Genomic DNA, 17,545 nt, shown 5'->3' on the forward strand with positions numbered 1-17,545 from the left:
GCGTGACCCACTCCGAGCAGGTCCTGCGCTCCCCGCGGGAGCGCGAGACCGTGAACGGCGCCGTGCGCGCCCTGCGCTCGGCCGCGCCCCTGGGCTGGGAGCGGCTCGGCTTCGAGTTCCGCGCCACCGTCGGCATCGACAGCGCGTCCTTCGAGGTGGAGGACGCCGCCGGCGAGCGCCGCAAGGCGACGCCGCCGGGCCAGGCCGTCGGCAAGATGGACGAGCTGCGCCGCGTGATGTACCGGCGCGGCAAGGGCGCGTGGTTCACCGCCCGCCTGGAGATCGAGCGCTCCGGGCGGTTCAGCGCCGAGTTCGACTACGACGGCGAGCCCGAGTTCACGCCGCCGCTGACGCCGTCCGCCTACGCGCTGGACCTCGACCGCTTCCCCCGCACCGACGCGCACATCCCCGCCTGGCTCCGCCGCAAGCTCGACGAGGCCTGACCGGGCCGGACCATCCCGTTGCGGGCGGCAGACTGTGAGGGTGCCCTCTACGCTGCCCGATGGTGACCCCGTACCCGCCGACGGTGCGCTGCCCGGCAGCGCGCTGGAGGGCCTGGGCGCACGGCCGTTCGCGTTCTACGTACACGTGCCCTTCTGCGTGACCCGGTGCGGGTACTGCGACTTCAACACCTACACGGCCACCGAGCTCGGCCCGGGCGCGAGCCGCGACTCCTATGCGGACACCGCGATCGCCGAGGTCCGGATGGCCCGCAAGGTGCTCGGTGACGCGGACCTCCCCGTCCAGACGGTCTTCGTGGGCGGCGGCACACCGACCCTCCTAGCGCCCGACGATCTCGGACGCGTCCTCGCGGCCATCGACGCCGAGTTCGGGCTCGCCCCTGGCGCCGAGGTCACGACGGAGGCCAATCCCGAATCGGTGGACGAGGCCTACGTGGCGAAGCTCCGCGAGGTCGGTTTCACACGGGTCTCCTACGGCATGCAGAGCGCGCGCGAGCACGTCCTGGCCGTCCTAGAGCGGACGCATACGCCGGGCCGCGTTCCCCAGGTCGTCGAGTGGACGCGCAAGGCGGGCTTCGAGCACGTCAACCTCGACTTGATCTACGGGACGCCGGGGGAGACCGACGACGACTGGCGCGCGTCCCTGGAGGCGGCCCTCGCCTGCGAGCCCGACCACGTGTCCGCGTACGCGCTGATCGTCGAGGAGGGCACCCGCCTGGCGGCGCAGGTGCGGCGCGGTGAGCTCGCCGCCCCCGACGACGACGCCATGGCCGACCGCTACCTGATCGCCGACGAGCTCCTCAGCGCGCACGGCCTGCGCTGGTACGAGATCTCGAACTGGGCCTCCTCGCCCGAGGCCGCCTGCCGCCACAACCTCCTGTACTGGACGGGCGCGGACTGGTGGGGCGTCGGCCCCGGCGCCCACAGCCACGTCGGCGGGACCCGCTGGTGGAACGTCAAGCACCCCGCCGCCTACGCCGCGCGCCTCGCCGAGGGCACCACGCCCGCCTACGCGCGCGAGGTCCTCGACGCCGGCGACCGCCGCATCGAGCGGATCATGCTCGAACTCCGCCTCGCGGACGGCTGCCCAGCCGATCTCCTGGACGACGCCGCCGTCCGCCGCGCGATCGCCGCCGGCCTCATCGACCCGGCCGCCTACGAGCGGAGCCGCGCCGTCCTCACCCGCCGCGGCCGCCTCCTGGCCGACGCCGTCACCCGAGACCTGACCTGACCAACCTCAGCCACCGCCATACCTGACCGACCTCAACCGCCGCCTCGTCCGTCGTGACGGGGGTTCCAGGGGGTCGCCCCCCTGGGCTAACACGTGACGAAGTCGATGAGTTCTTCGACGCGGCCGAGGAGGGCCGGTTCGAGGTCGGTGTAGGTGGTGACGGAGCCGAGGATGCGCTTCCAGGCCGCGCCCGTCTCGCAGTTCCAGCCGAGCGCCTCGACGACGCCCTCCTTCCACGGGACGCCGCGGGGGACGCGGGGCCAGGCGGGGATGCCGACGGCGGCGGGCTTGACGGCCTCCCAGATGTCGATGAACGGGTGGCCCGTCACGAGCACGTGCGGGGACGAGACCCGCGCGGCGATCCGGCTCTCCTTGGAGCCCTCAACCAGGTGGTCGACCAGCACGCCGAGGCGGCGGCCCTCCTCGGGCGCGAACTCGTCGACGATCGCGGGCAGGTCGTCCACGCCCTCGAGGTACTCGACGACGACGCCCTCGACGCGCAGGTCGTGCCCCCAGATCTTCTCGACCAGCTCGGCGTCGTGGAGGCCCTCCACGTAGATGCGGCTCTCCTTGGCGACCTGGGCGCGCAGCCCCCGCACGGCGATGGACCCGGACGCCGAGCGGGCCGGCGCGGCGGGCGCCGCGGCGGGCCGGACGAGCGTGACCGGCTTGCCGTCGATCAGGAACCCGGCCTTGGTCAGGGGGAAGACGCGGCGCTTGCCGAACCGGTCCTCGAGGGTCACGCCGAACTTGTCGCAGGCCACCACGGCGCCGCAGAAGCCGCTGTCGGGATCCTCGGCGACCAGGCCCGGCTCGGCCGGGATCTCCGGGATCTGCCCCTTGCGGGGTCGGCGCCAGTCGCCGGCGAGGACGTCGTCTCCGTAGTTCTTGCTCCGCACGGTTCCGCACACTAACGGCCGGGATAAGATCGCGCAGCCGCGCGCGGCCCGGCGCCCTGCCGCGGCCCCCGGAACGTCCCCTCGGGGCCGTACACTTGGCACTCGGAAGTACGGAGTGCCAGCAAGGCCCTGTCGGCGGTATATCTGGACGTGAGGACCTGTGGAAGGTGCAGAAGGAGGTGACCGGGTGCTGGACGACCGGAAGCTCGCGGTGCTGCGCGCCATAGTCGAGGACTACGTCTCCACGAACGAGCCGGTGGGCTCCAAGGCGCTCGTGGACCGGCACAACCTCGGAGTGTCCTCGGCCACCATCCGCAACGACATGGCGGTGCTGGAGGAGCAGGGGTACATCGCCCAGCCGCACACCAGCGCCGGGCGGGTCCCCACCGACAAGGGGTACCGGCTGTTCGTCGACCGGCTGTCGACGATCAAGCCGCTGTCGGTCGCCGAGCGCCGGGCGATCGAGACGTTCCTGTCCGGCGCGTACGACCTCGACGACATCGTCGGCCGCACCGTCCGGCTGCTCGCGCAGCTGACCCGGCAGGTGGCGGTGGTGCAGTACCCGTCGCTGACCCGCTCGTCGGTGCGGCACGTGGAGCTGGTCCCGGTCGCCGAGGGCCGGCTGCTGCTGGTGCTGATCACCAACACCGGGCGGGTGGAGCAGCGGGTCATCGAGACGGGGAAGATCTCCGAGGAATCCGTGGGGCACCTGCGGGCGTTGCTCAATACATGCCTGGACGGGCTGGGCTTCGGCGACGTGCCGTCCGCCGTCGCGGACCTGCCGGACAAGGTGGGCCCGGACGAGCGGCCGGTGGCCGCCGCGGTCCTGTCGGTCCTGCTGGAGACCCTCGTCGAGAACCACGAGGAGAAGATCGTCTTCGCCGGCGCGGCGAACCTGGCCGCCGTCGACTTCTCGCCGAGCCTGCGGGAGGTGCTGGTGGCACTGGAGGAACAGGTGGTCCTCATGCGGCTGCTCGGCGAGACCGGCGACTCCTCTACTCTTACGGTGCGGATCGGTACCGAGAACCCCGATGAGGGGCTCCGTTCGACCTCGGTCGTCGCAGCCGACTACGGCGTCGGCGACCTCACGCTGGCCCGGCTGGGCGTACTCGGGCCGACACGCATGGATTACCCCGGCACGATGGGAGCGGTACGGGCAGTGGCACGCTACGTGGGACAGATCCTGGCGGGGTCGTAAGTGGCCAACGACTACTACGCGACCCTCGGCGTCCGCCGGGACGCCAGCGCCGACGAGGTCAAGAAGGCGTACCGGCGGCTCGCGCGCGAGCTGCACCCGGACGTCAACCCGGACCCGGAGACGCAGGAGAAGTTCAAGGAGATCACCCAGGCCTACGAGGTGCTCTCCGACCCGAAGAAGCGCGAGATGTACGACCTCGGCGCGGATCCGTTCGCGCCGGGCGGCGCGGGCGCGGGCGCCGGCGGGTTCGGCGGCGCCGGGTTCCCGTTCAGCGACATCATGGACGCCTTCTTCGGCACCGCGACGTCCCGGGGCCCCCGCTCGCGCGCGCGCCGGGGCCGGAACGCGACGCTGCGCGTCGAGCTGGACCTGGCGGAGACCGCGTTCGGCACGACCCGCGAGCTGTCCATCGACACCGCGGTCGCCTGCACGACCTGCGAGGGGACGGGCTGCGCGCCCGGCACGCACCCGGAGACCTGCGAGACCTGCCACGGCCGCGGCGAGGTGCAGCAGGTGCAGCGCTCGTTCCTCGGCCAGGTGATGACGGCCCGGCCGTGCCCCGCCTGCGGCGGTTTCGGCTCGGTGATCCGGCACCCGTGCACCGAGTGCTCCGGCGACGGCCGGGTCCGCACCCGGCGCACCGTCAAGGTCAAGATCCCGGCGGGCGTGGAGAACGGCATCCACATCCAGCTGGCCGGCGAGGGCGAGGTCGGCCCGGGCGGCGGCCCGCCCGGCGACCTGTTCCTGGAGATCGCCGAGAAGCCGCACCCGATCTTCGAGCGGGAGGGCGACGACCTGCACTGCACGGTCGAGATCCCGATGACCGCCGCCGCGCTCGGCACCAGCGTCACGATCGAGACGCTGGACGCCGCCGAGGAGGTCGACATCAAGCCCGGCACCCAGTCCGGCCAGGTGATCACGCTCTACAACCGGGGCGTGCGGCACCTCAACGAGAGCGGCCGCGGCGACCTGATGATCCACGTGAACGTGGAGACGCCGGGCAGGCTCGACGAGGAGCAGGAGGAACTGCTGCGGCGGCTCGCCGCGCTGCGCGGCGAGGAGCGCCCGCCCGGCAAGTTCGCGCCGGGCCAGCGCGGCATGTTCTCCCGCCTCCGGGACGTTTTCAACCAGCACTGAAGAGCCACCGCGGCGGCCTACCGCGAGGGCCGCGACGGCACGCCGCCGGCCCCGGGCGGGCCCGCCGCGGGTGGTCCGGGGGGAGGGCCATGAGTCCGCCGGTGTTCCTCGCCGACCCGGGCCGGCTGCGCGCCGACCGGGTCGTCCTGGACGGCGCCGAGGGGCGGCACGCCGCGACCGTGCGGCGGCTGCGGCCCGGCGAGCGGGTCGACCTGACCGACGGCGCCGGGCTGCTCGCCGAGTGCGTCGTCGCGGCGGCTGACAAGGCGTCCCTGACCCTGGACGTGCTGTCTCGCCGCACGGACCCGGCGCCCGCGCCGCGGCTCGTGGTCGTCCAGGCGCTGCCGAAGGGCGACCGCGGCGAGCTGGCCGTGGAGACCATGACCGAGGCCGGCGTCGACGAGATCGTCCCGTGGGCGGCGGCCCGGTGCGTGACGCAGTGGCGCCCGGAGCGCCGCGAGAAGGCCCTCGGGCGGTGGCGCAACGCCGCCCGCGAGGCGGCGAAGCAGGCGCGCCGCAGCCGGCTGCCGGACGTGCCGGACCTCGCGTCCACCGCCGACGTCGCCGCCCGGATCGCCGCCGCGTCGCTCGCGCTCGTCCTGCACGAGGACGCCGAGGAGCCGCTGAGCGGCGTGCGGCCGCCCGGAGCCGGGGACATCGTCCTGGTGGTCGGCCCCGAGGGCGGGATCGCCGGCGAGGAGCTGGAGCGGTTCGCCGCGGCGGGCGGGCGCCTCACCCGGCTCGGCCCGACCGTGCTGCGGACCTCGACGGCCGGGGTGGCCGCCGCAGCCGTGCTGCTGGCCGCCACCGGCCGCTGGTGACCCGCCGCCGGCGGGGCCGGGCGGCGGGCCGGAGGGACTAGGGCGCGGAGGCGCCGGTGCCCTGGTCGGCGGTGGTGGCGGGAGCGCTCGTGGCGGGCGGCGTCGGCTGCTCGGTCGGCTGCGTGGGCGTGGTCGGCGGCGGCGTCGTCGGGGTCTGCGTCGGCGTGGGGCTCGTCGTGGGGCTGCCGCTCGGGCACGGCGAGGCGGACGCCTTCGCCGGCTTCTTCGACGCCCCGGACGACGTGGACGTCTTCGCGCCGCCGGCGGCGGATCCGCACGGGGTGGGGCTGGACGAGGCCGACGGGGACGACGACGCCGACGCGGACGCCGAACCGGAGGTGCCGAGCTGCGACGGCGTCGGCGCCCCGGGCTGTATCGGACGGCCCTGCGAGTCGACGTGGTCGCCGGTGTGGTCGTCGTGGTCGCTCCCGGACGGCCCGTTGTTGCCGACCGAGTGCTGGATGAGGTCGATCGTCTGCGGCGCGGTCACGCCGAGCCCGGCGATCGCCACGGCCGCGGCCACGGCGAGCGCGGGCCGCGCCCAGGTGAGGGCGAACCGGTCCAGCCCGTACCAGGCGGTGCCGAACCGTTCCAGGCCGAACCAGCGCCGGCGGCGCGGATCGGCGATCCGGGCCCGGATGCGCTCCAGGCCGTCGTCGGCGGGTGTGACCGAGTCCGCCTCCGCGTGCAGGGCGCGGCGGAGGATCTCGCCGTGCTCGTCGTGGGGGTCGGTGGTCATGAGAACTGCTCCAGGACGTTGCGTAGCGCGGTCATGCCGCGCGCCGTATGGCTCTTCACGGCGCCTCGGGAGATCCCCATCGCGTTGGCGATCTCCGCTTCGGACAGATCGGCGTAGTAGCGCAGGACGAGCGCCTCCCGCTGGCGAGCGGGGAGCCGGGAGAGCGCGTCGATCACCGCCGAGCGTTCCAGTTCGCCGATCGCCCCGGCCTCCGCGCTCGGCGCGTCCGGCAGCCCCTTCGGGGCGTACTTCTCCACGACGGCGCGGTGCCGCAGCACCGATCGCGACCGGTTGACCACGGACTGGCGCAGGTACGACAGGGCCTTGTCGGGGTCGCGCAGGCGGCGCCAGCCGCCGTGCATCGCCACGAACGCGTCCTGGACGACCTCTTCGGCGGTCCCGGAGTCGCGCACGAGCATGGCGGCGAGACGCACGAGCGAGCGGTAGTTGGCGCTGTAGAGCGCGGTCACCGCCTGATCGGCGTCCCAGGCGACGGCCACGGCCCCCGCCGTTCCCCTGGCCACGAGGGTCTCGGTCACGTCAGTGGGACGCGCACCCTCGCCGTTGGGTTTACGAAAGGGCATGTTCTTGAGGACCTCGGTCACCTATCCGCCGCCTTCACCGTCCCCCGGCCGCCTTTCGGACGGGCCTTGCGGACCGGCATCGAATCGGGTGTCCCCCACCCGCGCGAAGACGCGGCAACGCCCTCGGACCGGGGGGTACGCCCTGAGTTGACAACCTTAACCAGTGGCCGGTCGGAATGCGGCTCGACAACCGGAGATCGACGCCGGAAACATTAGCGATCTTGGGGCGTCGCGGACCATCCCCGCACCGGTCTCGATAGGATCTCGGAACGCGGCCGCGGCCGCCGTGAGGGGAGACAGATGACCGACTGCCTGTTCTGCAAGATCGTTTCCGGGGACGTGCCCGCCAAGGTCGTCCGGGACTCCGCGCGCGTCATGGCGTTCCGCGACATCAACCCGCAGGCGCCCACGCACGTGCTGGTCATCCCCAAGGACCACCACCCCACGGCCGCCGAGCTCGCCGCCGCCGACCCGGAGCTGCTGGCCGAGGTGCTCGGCGAGGCGCACCGGGTCGCCGTGGACGAGGGCATCGACGGCACCGGCTACCGGATCGTGTTCAACACCGGCGCGCAGGCCGGCCAGACGGTCTTCCACGTGCACGCGCACGTGCTCGGCGGGCGTGGCCTGAACTGGCCGCCCGGCTGACCGGACCGGACGGCACCGGACGCCGCCGGACGCCGCCGGGCCGAGGGGCGGCCGCCCGGGCCGTCCCGGCGGCGCGGAGACCGGGTGCGGGGAAAAGCGGCGGCGTTCCGTCGGGGCCGCCCAGTACCATGGAAACGCAACCCAGGACACCCGGAGCGAACAGAAGGCAGGTCGGAGAGGCCGCAAGGCCCGGCTGATGGTCGAATCAACTCACACGAGGTCAACTCGGACGGGGCGTGACGACGGCGCGCGCTCCCAGATCAAGATCGTGGTGCCGGACGACCATTCGATGGTGAGCCTGCTCGGCTCCCGGGACGAGCTCCTGCACGCGGTCGAGCGCGCGTTCGGCAGCGCCGTCGACGTGCACGTCCGCGGCAACGAGATCACCGTGACCGGCCCGGAGGGCGAGACCGACCTCGCGTCCCGGCTGTTCACCGAGATGCTGGAGCTGCTCAAGAACGGCACCCAGCTCACGCCCGACGCGGTCGAGCGCAGCCTCGCGATGCTGCGCGGCGAGGGCGGCGAGCGCCCGGCGGAGGTCCTCACCCTGGACGTGCTGTCCAGCCGGGGCCGCACCATCCGGCCGAAGACGCTGAACCAGCGCCGCTACGTCGACGCGATCGACAAGCACACGATCGTGTTCGGCATCGGCCCGGCGGGCACCGGCAAGACCTACCTGGCGATGGCCAAGGCCGTCCGCGCGCTGCAGGACAAGAAGGTCAACCGGATCATCCTGACGCGCCCGGCGGTCGAGGCGGGCGAGCGGCTCGGCTTCCTGCCCGGCACGCTCTACGAGAAGATCGACCCGTACCTGCGGCCGCTGTACGACGCGCTGCACGACATGGTCGACCCCGACTCGATCCCGCGCCTGATGGCCGCCGGCACCATCGAGGTCGCCCCCCTCGCCTACATGCGGGGCCGCACCCTGAACGACTCGTTCATCATCCTCGACGAGGCGCAGAACACCTCGCCCGAGCAGATGAAGATGTTCCTCACCCGGCTCGGGTTCGGGTCGAAGGTCGTCGTGACCGGCGACGTCACCCAGGTCGACCTGCCGAACGGGCAGCTCAGCGGGCTCCGCGTCGTCCAGGACATCCTGGAGGGCGTCGAGGACATCCACTTCTCGCGGCTGGACAGCCGCGACGTCGTCCGGCACAAGCTGGTCACCGACATCGTCGACGCCTACAACCGGTACGACGAGACGCGGGTGCCGGAGTTCAAGCAGGGTGCGAACGGCCGCGGCGCGCAGCGCAAGCGGGGCCGGCAGTGAGCATCGAGGTGCTGAACGAGTCGGGCGCCGCGGTCGACGAGAAGGGCATCGCCGCCCTCGCCCGGCACGTCCTCGACGGCATGCGCGTCCACCCCCTCGCCGAGCTGTCGATCCTGTTCGTCGACGAGGCCGCGATGACCGAGCTGCACGAGAAGTGGATGGACGAGCCCGGCCCCACCGACGTGCTGTCGTTCCCGATGGACGAGCTGCGCCCCGGCCACATGTCCGGCGGCGCCGACGAGGACGGCGAGACCGACCCGGGCCTGCTCGGCGACGTCGTGCTGTGCCCGTCGGTCGCCGAGAAGCAGGCGAAGGAGGCGGGGCACGCCACCGAGGACGAGCTGGAACTGCTGTGCACGCACGGCATCCTGCACCTCCTCGGCTACGACCACGCCGAGCCGGAGGAGCACAAGGAGATGTTCGGCCTGCAGGCCGGGCTGCTCGCCTCCTGGCGGGAGGAACGCGGCCGCCGATGAGCACCGCCCAGGGGTGGCTGTCCGCCCTGGCGGTGGGCCTGGTCCTGATGGCGGGCCTGCTGGCCGGCGCGGAGACCGCGCTCGCCCGCGTCTCCCGGGTCACCGTCGAGGAGCTCGTCCGGGAGAACCGGCGCGGCGCCGGCAAGCTCGCCGAGGTCGTCGCCGACCCGGCCAGGTACGTCAACATGGTCCTGCTGCTGCGGATCGGCTGCGAGCTCGTCGCGACCGTGATCGTCGCGGACCTGTGCATCTCCTGGCTGGACGAGACGTGGCGCGCCTACGTCGTCGCCGCCGCGATCATGATCGTGGTCAGCTACGTCGTGATCGGGGTCGGGCCCCGCACGCTCGGCATCCAGCACGCCGGCCGGATCGCGCTGGCCGGCGCCGCCGTGATCCACCCGGTCACCCGGGTGCTCGGGCCGCTGCCCCGGCTGCTGATCGCCCTCGGCAACGCCCTCACTCCCGGCCGCGGCTTCCGCGAGGGCCCGTTCGCGTCCGAGGCGGAGCTGCGCGACCTCGTCGACCTCGCCGAGCAGCGCAGCCTCATCGAGCCCGACGAGCGGCAGATGATCCACTCGGTGTTCGAGCTGGGCGACACCCTCGTCCGCGAGGTGATGGTGCCCCGCACCGACATCGTGTTCATCGAGCGCGGCAAGACCCTGCGGCAGGCGATGTCCCTCGCCCTGCGCAGCGGCTTCTCCCGCATCCCCGTCGTCGGCGAGAACGAGGACGACGTCGTCGGCATCGCCTACCTGAAGGACGTCGTCCGCCGCAGCCAGGAGAACCCGGCCGGCGAGGCCGTCGAGACCGTCGGCTCGGTCATGCGGGACGCGACGTACGTCCCCGACAGCAAGCCGATCGACGAGCTGCTGCGCGAGATGCAGGCCCGCCAGATCCACCTCGCCGTGGTGATCGACGAGTACGGCGGCACCGCCGGCCTCGTCACCATCGAGGACATCCTGGAGGAGATCGTCGGCGAGATCACCGACGAGTACGACCGGGAGATCCCGCCGGTGTCCTGGCTCGACGACGGCGCCGCCCGCGTCACCGCCCGGCTCCCCGTGGAGGATCTCGCCGAGCTGTTCGACGTCGAGCTGGACGCCGAGGAGGTCGAGACGGTCGGCGGCCTGCTCGCGCACGCCCTCGGCCGCGTCCCGATCGAGGGCTCCACCGCCGAGGTCGGCCCCGCCGACGGCGAGCCCCCCGTCCTGTCCCTGAAGGCCGAGACGATCGCCGGCCGCCGCAACCGCGTCGGCACCGTCCTCGTCCGCCGGCTGGGCTGATCCAGGGGGCGCCCCCCGGAACCCCCGCTGCGCTCGCTTCTGGGGTGTCTGACCTCTGAATCTCGTTTCGGGTGACCGGGTCAGTGTGCTTTTTCCTGGATTCGGCAGGGGTGCAGGCTGTTGGGTGGTCGGGTGACGGCTTCGGCGGGAGGGGTGCGGTCCGGTGGCGGATGAGGACGTTGCGCTGGTCTGGCGGCCCGGTGAGGTGATCCTGGGGCTGTACGAGGTCCGCGACGTGATCACCAGCGGCGGGATGGGGGTGGTCTACCGGGTCCTGCACCGCGGGTGGAACGTCGAGCTGGCGGTGAAGGTGCCCCGCCCCGATCTCGTGGCGGCGGGACGGGGGCTGCGGGAGTTCGAAGCCGAGGCGGCGACGTGGGTGGGGCTGGGCGCGCATCCGAACACGGTGAAATGCGTCTACGTGCGGACCCTCGGAGGCGTTCCGCGGGTGTTCGCCGAGTGGCTGGACGGGGGCAGCCTCGCCGACGCGGTGCGGGACGGGCGCCTGTACGCCGGCGGCGGGCGGGCGGCCCTGCGCCGCGTCCTGGACGTCGCGGCCCAGACCGCGCGGGGGCTCGAGCACGCGCACCGGGCCGGGCACGTCCATCAGGACGTCAAGCCAGCGAACGTGCTGCTGGACGGGGACGGGACGGCCAAGGTGACCGACTTCGGGCTGGCCGGGGCGCGTGCCGCCGCGGGGGAGGACGTCACCGTTCCGCCCGGCGCGAGCCTGCTGGCCGGGTACGGGGGGATGACCCCGGCGTACTGCTCGCCGGAGCAGGCCGAGGCGGCCGAGCGGATGCGGGAGTCCGGCGGGCCCCGGCCGAGGCTGACGCGGGCGACCGACACGTGGTCGTGGGCGCTGACCGTGCTGGAGATGTTCGTCGGGCATCCCCCGTGCCCGGCCGGGCAGGTCGGCGCCGAGGTGTTCGCCGCGTTCGCCGAGGCCGGCGCCGAGGCTGCGGCGTTCGCCGGGGAGACCGACGAACGGCTCGCCGCCATCCCCGCGATGCCCGGCGGCCTGGTCGCCCTGCTGCGGGACTGCCTGGCTCCGGCGCCGGAGGATCGGCCCAGGGACATGGGCCGGATCGCCGACGCCGTCGCGAAGGTCTACGCCGAGGCCGTCGGCGAGCCGTACCCCCGGCCGGAGCCGCTGACGGCCGTACGGCTGGCCGACGAGCTGTCGAACCAGGCCCTGTCGATGCTGGACCTGGGACGCGGCGACGAGGCCGAGGCGCTGTGGCGGCGCGCCGCCGAGGCCGATCCGCGCAACCCGCACGTGGCCTACAACCGCGGCCTGCACCTCTGGCGCACCGGCGAGCGGACCGACGCGGAGGTGGTCGCCGATCTGGAGGAGGTCCGCGCGGCGCATCCCGGGGAATGGGAGCCGGCTTACCTGCTGGGCCTGCTGCACCTGGAGCGCGGTGATCCGGAGGCCGCCGAGGAGGCGCTGCTGGCCGCCGGACGGGCCGCCCCGGACGTCCCGGAGGTCACCGCCGCGCTGGAGCGGGCGGGCGCCGTGCCCCGGCCCGGCGCGCCCCGGGTCCTGAAGCGGCACGACGGGCCGGTGAACGCCGTGGCGTTCAGCGGGGACGGCCGGTTCGGCCTATCGGCGGGCGAGGACGAGAAGGTACACGTGTGGGATCTCGCCGGGCGCCGGTTCCTGATGCCGGGCAGGGGCGGGCCGCGCCGCGTCCGGACCCTGAGGACGCCGGGAGCCGAGTACGGCGTGCGGGCGATCTCGGTCGACGCGCAGGGCGGCCGCGCGGTGTTCGGCGGGCACGATGGCCCCGCGCAGATCTGGGACCTGCGCGCCGGACGGCTCTCCCACGAGCTGACCGCCGGTCCGGGAATGGACGTCAGCGGTCCCGGGGGCCTCATCGGGGCGCTCATCGGTGGCTCCCTGCCGTACGTGCCCACCGTGGACGTGGCGATGAGCGCGGACGCTCGCCTTGTGGCGACCGTGCACGGCGATGGGGCCGTCCGGGTATGGGATGCGTCCACCGGCCGGTGCCTGCGGCGGCTGGCGGAAGGGCACGGCACGTCCTACGCCCACTTCGCCTCGGTGGACGTCGACCGGGACGGCGAGGTCGCCTTCGGCCGCGACGCGGAGACCGGTGTCGCGCACACGTGGGACACCCGGACGGGCGGGGTGCTGCGCACGTTCGGCGAACCGTCCTTCATGGCCGCGATGAGCGCCGACGGCGGGACCGTCGTCACCCAGGAGGGGACGGACCACCGGGCGCGGGTGCGGATCTGGGATCGGGAGTCGGGCCGGGAGGTCCGCACCGTGAACCGTCCGGGCGGCCTCGGGGACGAGTTCGCCGTGAGCGGCGACGGGCGGTTCGCGATCTGCTGCGACCAGAACGCCATGGAGCTGTGGGAGCTCGGCACCGGGCGGCGCCTGCGCTCCTGGCCGACACCGGAGCGGGCGATGGTGGCGGCGCTGAGTCCCGACGGACGCCGCGCCCTCATCGGCGACGACGAGGGCGAGGTCGCCCTGTGGGACATGCCGGTGCCGGGCCCGGCGGCGCCCTGGAGCTACCCGCTCCCGCGCGAGGCCGCCGACCGGCTCCGCGAGGACGGGGTGGTGGACCGGGCGCTCGACCGGACGGCGGAGCTGATGGCCGAGGGCCGGTTCGCCGCGGCAGCCGACGAGATCCGCCGGGCCCGGGCTGTTCCCGGCTATCGGCGGCACCGCGTGCTGCTCGATCGCTGGCAGGATGTGGCGCGGGACGGGCGGCGCGCCGCGCTGTCGGACGCGTGGGTCCGCGACGTCCCGGCGATCGTGGGCGAACCCCGCGTCCCACCTGCGACGAGTCACGGCGGCCACCTTGTGCTGACCGGAGGCGAGGACGGGACGGTGCAGGTCTGGGACCTGGCGCGGGGCGAGCGGCGCCACGCGCTGGCGGGACACGAGGGTCCGGTCCACAGCCTCGCCCTCGTGGGTGATGGGCCGCTGGCGCTGTCGGGCGGCCGGGACGGCACCGTCCGCGTCTGGGACGTGGAGTCGGGTGCCGTCCTGCACGTGCTCGACGGCCATGGCGGCGAGGTCACCGTGGCGGTGAGCGCCGACGGCCGGGTCGCCGCTTCAGGCGGGGAGGACGGCGCCGTCCGCGTGTGGAACCCGGAGACGGGCGAAATCGTCTGCCGGCTCGCCGAACGGCACAGCACCGTGATCAGCCGGCTCCTCCTGAGCGGAGACGGAAGCCGCGTCGTGTCGACCGCGTCGGGCGACCACTGGGCCCCGCACATCTGGGACGCCCGGACGGGAAACCGCCTGCACGTCCTGCCGCCGGATCTCGGCGGCGGATGGGGCGCCGACGCGCTGGCGCTGAGCGGCCACGGTGACGTGCTGCTGTCGGGCCATCAGGACGGGACCGTGCAATTGTGGGACGTCCGGACCGGCAAGGCGCTCCACACGATGACCGGCCACGGCGGATCCGTGCGGAAGGTCGCGGTCTGCGCCGACGGCACGCGGGGCTTGTCGCTGGGCGCCGACGCGACGGCGTGGATCTGGGACCTGCGCTCGGGCGAGGGCCTGCCCGTCCCCGGCGCCGGAGGCGTGGACGCCTGGTTCGCCGCGATCGCCGCCGACGGTCGCTTCGCCGTCACCGACGGCCGGGACGACCAGGTGAGGGTGTGGGACCTCCGTACCGGCGAGTGCCTGCGCGTGCTGGGCCGCCACGACGCCTCCGTGGAGGGCCTCGGCCTCAGCGGGAACGGCCGCGTCGTGACCTCGCTGGACCACAACGGCGTCGTCCGCGTGTGGGAACTGGACTGGGAGTTCGACTTCTCCCGCTAGCGGCCGTCAGACCGCACCCGCCGGGCCGGGCGCGTTCAGACGGTGGTGCGCAGGTCGCCGTTGGGGGCGGCCACGAGGACGGGGGCCTTCGGGCCGAGGTCGCGGACGGCGGCGACGTCGGCCGGGTCGGCGGTGCCGGCGGCGGTGACGACGGCGGCGGCCTCGAGGTCCTCGGCGCCGCTGGACACGGCCATCGCGACGGCGACCTTGAGGGCCGACAGCTTCAGCGACGGCAGGTCCACGCTCGTGGCGGAGTAGGTGCGGCCCGTCTCGTCCCGGACGGCGGCGCCCTCGGCGGAGCCCGCGCGCGCCCGGGCGGACCGGGCCAGGGTGATGATCTTCGCGTCCTCGGCGTTCAGCTCGCTCACGCCCCCAGCGTACGGGCTCGCCGGTGACCGCAAGTCACCGGCAACCGGGCGGCAAGCGGGCCGGGCGAGCCTGGGCGGTGTCGGATTCACACCGTTCTGGGGGAGGGCCATGTCCCGCCTGCTCTACCGCCTCGGCAAGGCAGCGGCCATGCGGCCGTGGCGGTCCGTCGCCGTCTGGGTGGTCCTCGTCGGCGCGATGGCCGGTCTCGCGGGCGTCGCCGGGGGCGCGCTGCACGACGACTACACGCAGTCCGGGAGCGGCTCGCAGAAGGCGAGGGACCTGCTGGAGGAGCGGTTCCCCGCGCTGTCGGGCGCGGACGCGCGGGTCGTCGTGCACGCGCGGACCGGCCGGGTCGATCCGGGGGCGCTGGCCGCCGCGGGGGCGCGGCTCCGCACGCTCCCGCACGTCAGCGCGGTCGATCCGGCGCTGCTGAGCCCGGACGGGCGGACCGCGCTGCTCACCGTCCGGTACTCGGTGCAGGTCACCGAGCTGGCGCCGAAGGAGACCGTGGACCGGCTGAAGTCGGCGACGCGGAACCTGGACGCCGCCGGGTACCAGATCGAGTTCGGCGGCCAGGTACCGGAGAACGTGACCGCGCCGGGCGGCGTCGCCGAGGGTGTCGGGATCGTGGCCGCGCTCGTGGTCCTGTTCCTGGCGTTCGGGTCGGTGGTGGCGGCGGGGCTGCCGCTCGCGGTCGCGCTCGCCGGGCTCGGGGCCGGCGTCTCCGGGGTGACGCTGCTCGCCGCGTTCACCGACGTGTCCACGACCGCGCCCACGCTGGCGGTCATGGTGGGCCTCGGCGTCGGGATCGACTACGCGCTGTTCATCCTCACCCGGCACCGCGAGGGGCTGGCCGAGGGCCTGGACGTGCCCGAGGCGGCGGGACGCGCGATCGCGACCGCCGGCCAGTCGGTGATCTTCGCCGGGTTCACGGTGCTGCTGGCGCTGTGCGGGCTGGTGCTGTCGCGGAACCCGGTCTACATGACGATGGGGTTCGCGACCGGGCTCGTCGTGGCGTTCACGGTCGCGAGCGCCGTCACGCTGCTGCCCGCGGTGCTGGGCCTCGCCGGACGCCGGGTGCTGCGCCGCCGCGACCGGGCCCCCGGCGCGACGGTCCACGCGGACTCGCCGCGCGTGCGGCGCTGGGCCGAGCACGTCGGGCGCCGCCCGTGGGCGTGGCTGCTCGCCGGGCTCGTCCTGATGACCACGCTCGCGGCGCCCGCGCTCGGGATGCGCACCTGGCCGAGCGACGCCAGCAGCGAACCGGAGTCCAACACCGTCCGGCGCGCGTACGACCTGGTCGCCGACGGCTTCGGTCCCGGCGCCAACGGCCCGCTGATCGTCGCCGTCGACCTGCGGAAGACCGGCGCGGACACGCTGCCCGCCCTGCGGGACCGGATCGCCCGCACCGACGGCGTGGTGAGCGTGACGCCGCCGCAGCTGTCCCCGGGCCGTGACGCGGCCGTCCTCGTCGCGACGCCGCGGTACGGGCCGCAGGACGAGCGCGCGCCCGCGGTCGTCGACCGGATCCGGGCGCACGACCTGCCGCCCGGCGCGGAGATCACCGGGCTCACCGCCGCGTACGTGGACCTGTCGCGCTCGCTGTCGGACCGGCTCTGGCCGATGATCGGCGCGGTCGTCGCCACCTCGTTCGTGATGCTGATGCTCGTCTTCCGGTCGCTGGTCGCGCCGCTGAAGGCCGCCGCGATGAACCTGCTGTCGATCGGCGCCGCCTACGGCGTGCTGACGGCGGTGTTCCAGTGGGGCTGGGGAGCGGGCCTGCTCGGGCTCCCGCACGGCGTGCCGGTGTCGTCGCTCATCCTGCTGCCGATGTTCGCGGTGCTGTTCGGGGTGTCGATGGACTACGAGGTGTTCCTGCTGTCGCGGGTCCGGGAGGAGTGGCTGCGGCACGGCGACGCGCGCGGCTCGGTGTCGTCCGGGCTGGCCGCCACGGGCCGGGTGATCAGCAGCGCCGCACTGATCATGGTCGCGGTCTTCCTCGGCTTCGCCGCCGACCCGGGCCTGGTCATCAAGCAGATGGGGGTGGGGCTCGCCGTCGCGGTCGCGCTGGACGCGACGGTCGTCCGGCTGGTGCTCGTGCCCGCCGCGATGGCGCTGCTCGGACGGGCGAACTGGTGGCTGCCGAAACCGCTCGCCCGCGTCCTGCCCGAGATCGGCCCGCACGGCTCCCCGGACGCGGCGGACGCCGGGCACGAGCGGGAGCCCGCCCCGGCGCGCTAGCACCGCGGAGGCGGCGGTCCCACCGGAGCGGCAGGGGATCACGGCGGCGGTCACGGCCCGGTTAGGCTGATCGGGCCATGACCACCGCCGTCCGCGTCCTCGGGGCGTTCGCCGTGCACGTCGCGGGCGCGCCCGCCGACCTGGGCGGCCCCCGCCGGCGCTCGGTGCTCGCGCGGCTCGCCGCCGCGCACGGCCGGATGGTCCCCGCGGACCGGCTCGTCGAGGACCTCTGGGCGGGCACCGCCCCGCCCCGCGCCGCCGCCGGCCTCCAGTCGTTCGTGTCGCACCTGCGGCGCGTCCTCGAACCCGGCCGACCGCCCCGCACGCCCGCCCGGATCCTGGTCACCGAGCCGCCCGGATACGCCCTGCGGCTGCCGGACGGCGCC

The 17,545-nt window shown here is 74.2% G+C and carries 16 protein-coding genes; 12 read left to right on the top strand and 4 right to left on the bottom strand.

Features of this window, described 5'->3' with window-relative positions; all coding sequences use genetic code 11:
* Positions 1–2 precede the first annotated feature (2 nt).
* Positions 3–443 (top strand): antitoxin YezG family protein, encoded by a 441-nt coding sequence (locus F9B16_RS03830; RefSeq protein WP_151538402.1) that lies wholly within the window; start codon positions 3–5, stop codon positions 441–443.
* A 40-nt stretch (positions 444–483) separates the two neighbouring features.
* Positions 484–1,692: a radical SAM family heme chaperone HemW gene (gene hemW, locus F9B16_RS03835; protein ID WP_151538403.1), complete on the top strand. Its 1,209-nt coding sequence runs from the start codon at positions 484–486 to the stop codon at positions 1,690–1,692.
* Between the two features lie 86 nt (positions 1,693–1,778).
* Here hemW and F9B16_RS03840 read toward each other — a convergent pair whose 3' ends face one another.
* On the bottom strand, positions 1,779–2,591 hold the full coding sequence (locus F9B16_RS03840) for a DUF3097 domain-containing protein (protein WP_151538404.1): 813 nt from the start codon (positions 2,589–2,591) through the stop codon (positions 1,779–1,781).
* A gap of 187 nt (positions 2,592–2,778) precedes the next feature.
* Between F9B16_RS03840 and hrcA the strand changes: the two genes are divergently transcribed.
* From hrcA to F9B16_RS03855, 3 genes are all read left to right on the top strand, one after another.
* On the top strand, positions 2,779–3,789 hold the full coding sequence (gene hrcA, locus F9B16_RS03845; protein ID WP_151538405.1) for a heat-inducible transcriptional repressor HrcA: 1,011 nt from the start codon (positions 2,779–2,781) through the stop codon (positions 3,787–3,789).
* Complete coding sequence (gene dnaJ, locus F9B16_RS03850; RefSeq protein ID WP_151538406.1) at positions 3,790–4,926, top strand: molecular chaperone DnaJ; 1,137 nt, start codon at positions 3,790–3,792, stop codon at positions 4,924–4,926.
* A gap of 89 nt (positions 4,927–5,015) precedes the next feature.
* On the top strand, positions 5,016–5,747 hold the full coding sequence (locus F9B16_RS03855; protein WP_151538407.1) for a 16S rRNA (uracil(1498)-N(3))-methyltransferase: 732 nt from the start codon (positions 5,016–5,018) through the stop codon (positions 5,745–5,747).
* 37 nt (positions 5,748–5,784) lie between these two features.
* Here F9B16_RS03855 and F9B16_RS03860 read toward each other — a convergent pair whose 3' ends face one another.
* Together F9B16_RS03860 and F9B16_RS03865 are read right to left on the bottom strand one after the other, a co-directional pair.
* Complete coding sequence (locus F9B16_RS03860) at positions 5,785–6,486, bottom strand: hypothetical protein (RefSeq protein ID WP_151538408.1); 702 nt, start codon at positions 6,484–6,486, stop codon at positions 5,785–5,787.
* Positions 6,483–7,070: a SigE family RNA polymerase sigma factor gene (locus tag F9B16_RS03865; RefSeq protein WP_151538426.1), complete on the bottom strand. Its 588-nt coding sequence runs from the start codon at positions 7,068–7,070 to the stop codon at positions 6,483–6,485. The genes F9B16_RS03860 and F9B16_RS03865 overlap by 4 nt, the downstream gene beginning before the upstream one ends.
* Positions 7,071–7,370: 300 nt before the next feature.
* Between F9B16_RS03865 and F9B16_RS03870 the strand changes: the two genes are divergently transcribed.
* The 5 genes from F9B16_RS03870 to F9B16_RS03890 all read left to right on the top strand — a co-directional run bounded on the left by F9B16_RS03870 (position 7,371) and on the right by F9B16_RS03890 (position 14,549).
* A complete protein-coding gene (locus F9B16_RS03870) occupies positions 7,371–7,715 on the top strand; it encodes a histidine triad nucleotide-binding protein (RefSeq protein ID WP_151538409.1) in 345 nt (114 codons plus the stop codon).
* Between the two features lie 196 nt (positions 7,716–7,911).
* Entirely contained in the window at positions 7,912–8,985 is a 1,074-nt protein-coding gene (locus F9B16_RS03875; protein ID WP_151538410.1) for a PhoH family protein, read from the top strand.
* Entirely contained in the window at positions 8,982–9,461 is a 480-nt protein-coding gene (gene ybeY, locus F9B16_RS03880; protein ID WP_151538411.1) for an rRNA maturation RNase YbeY, read from the top strand. Before F9B16_RS03875 ends, ybeY begins: the two co-directional genes overlap by 4 nt.
* Positions 9,458–10,744 carry a hemolysin family protein gene (locus tag F9B16_RS03885; protein WP_192808611.1) on the top strand — a complete coding sequence of 429 codons (1,287 nt, stop codon included), beginning with the start codon at positions 9,458–9,460 and terminating at the stop codon, positions 10,742–10,744. The genes ybeY and F9B16_RS03885 overlap by 4 nt, the downstream gene beginning before the upstream one ends.
* A 163-nt stretch (positions 10,745–10,907) precedes the next feature.
* A complete protein-coding gene (locus F9B16_RS03890) occupies positions 10,908–14,549 on the top strand; it encodes a protein kinase domain-containing protein (RefSeq protein WP_151538412.1) in 3,642 nt (1,213 codons plus the stop codon).
* Positions 14,550–14,584: 35 nt separating this feature from the next.
* Here the strand turns inward: F9B16_RS03890 and F9B16_RS03895 are convergent, their stop codons facing one another.
* Complete coding sequence (locus tag F9B16_RS03895) at positions 14,585–14,917, bottom strand: cytidine/deoxycytidylate deaminase family protein (RefSeq protein WP_151538413.1); 333 nt, start codon at positions 14,915–14,917, stop codon at positions 14,585–14,587.
* Between the two features lie 109 nt (positions 14,918–15,026).
* On the opposite strand from F9B16_RS03895, the gene F9B16_RS03900 reads away from it, so the two are divergent.
* Together F9B16_RS03900 and F9B16_RS03905 are read left to right on the top strand one after the other, a co-directional pair.
* The gene (locus tag F9B16_RS03900) at positions 15,027–17,159 is read left to right on the top strand and encodes an MMPL family transporter (RefSeq protein WP_151538414.1); all 2,133 of its coding nucleotides are present in this window, start codon (positions 15,027–15,029) and stop codon (positions 17,157–17,159) included.
* Between the two features lie 77 nt (positions 17,160–17,236).
* Positions 17,237–17,545: AfsR/SARP family transcriptional regulator (locus F9B16_RS03905; RefSeq protein ID WP_192808612.1), on the top strand; the 309-nt coding region annotated here is incomplete at its 3' end.

Source organism: Actinomadura montaniterrae (assembly GCF_008923365.1).
Taxonomy (GTDB): Bacteria; Actinomycetota; Actinomycetes; order Streptosporangiales; family Streptosporangiaceae; genus Spirillospora; species Spirillospora montaniterrae.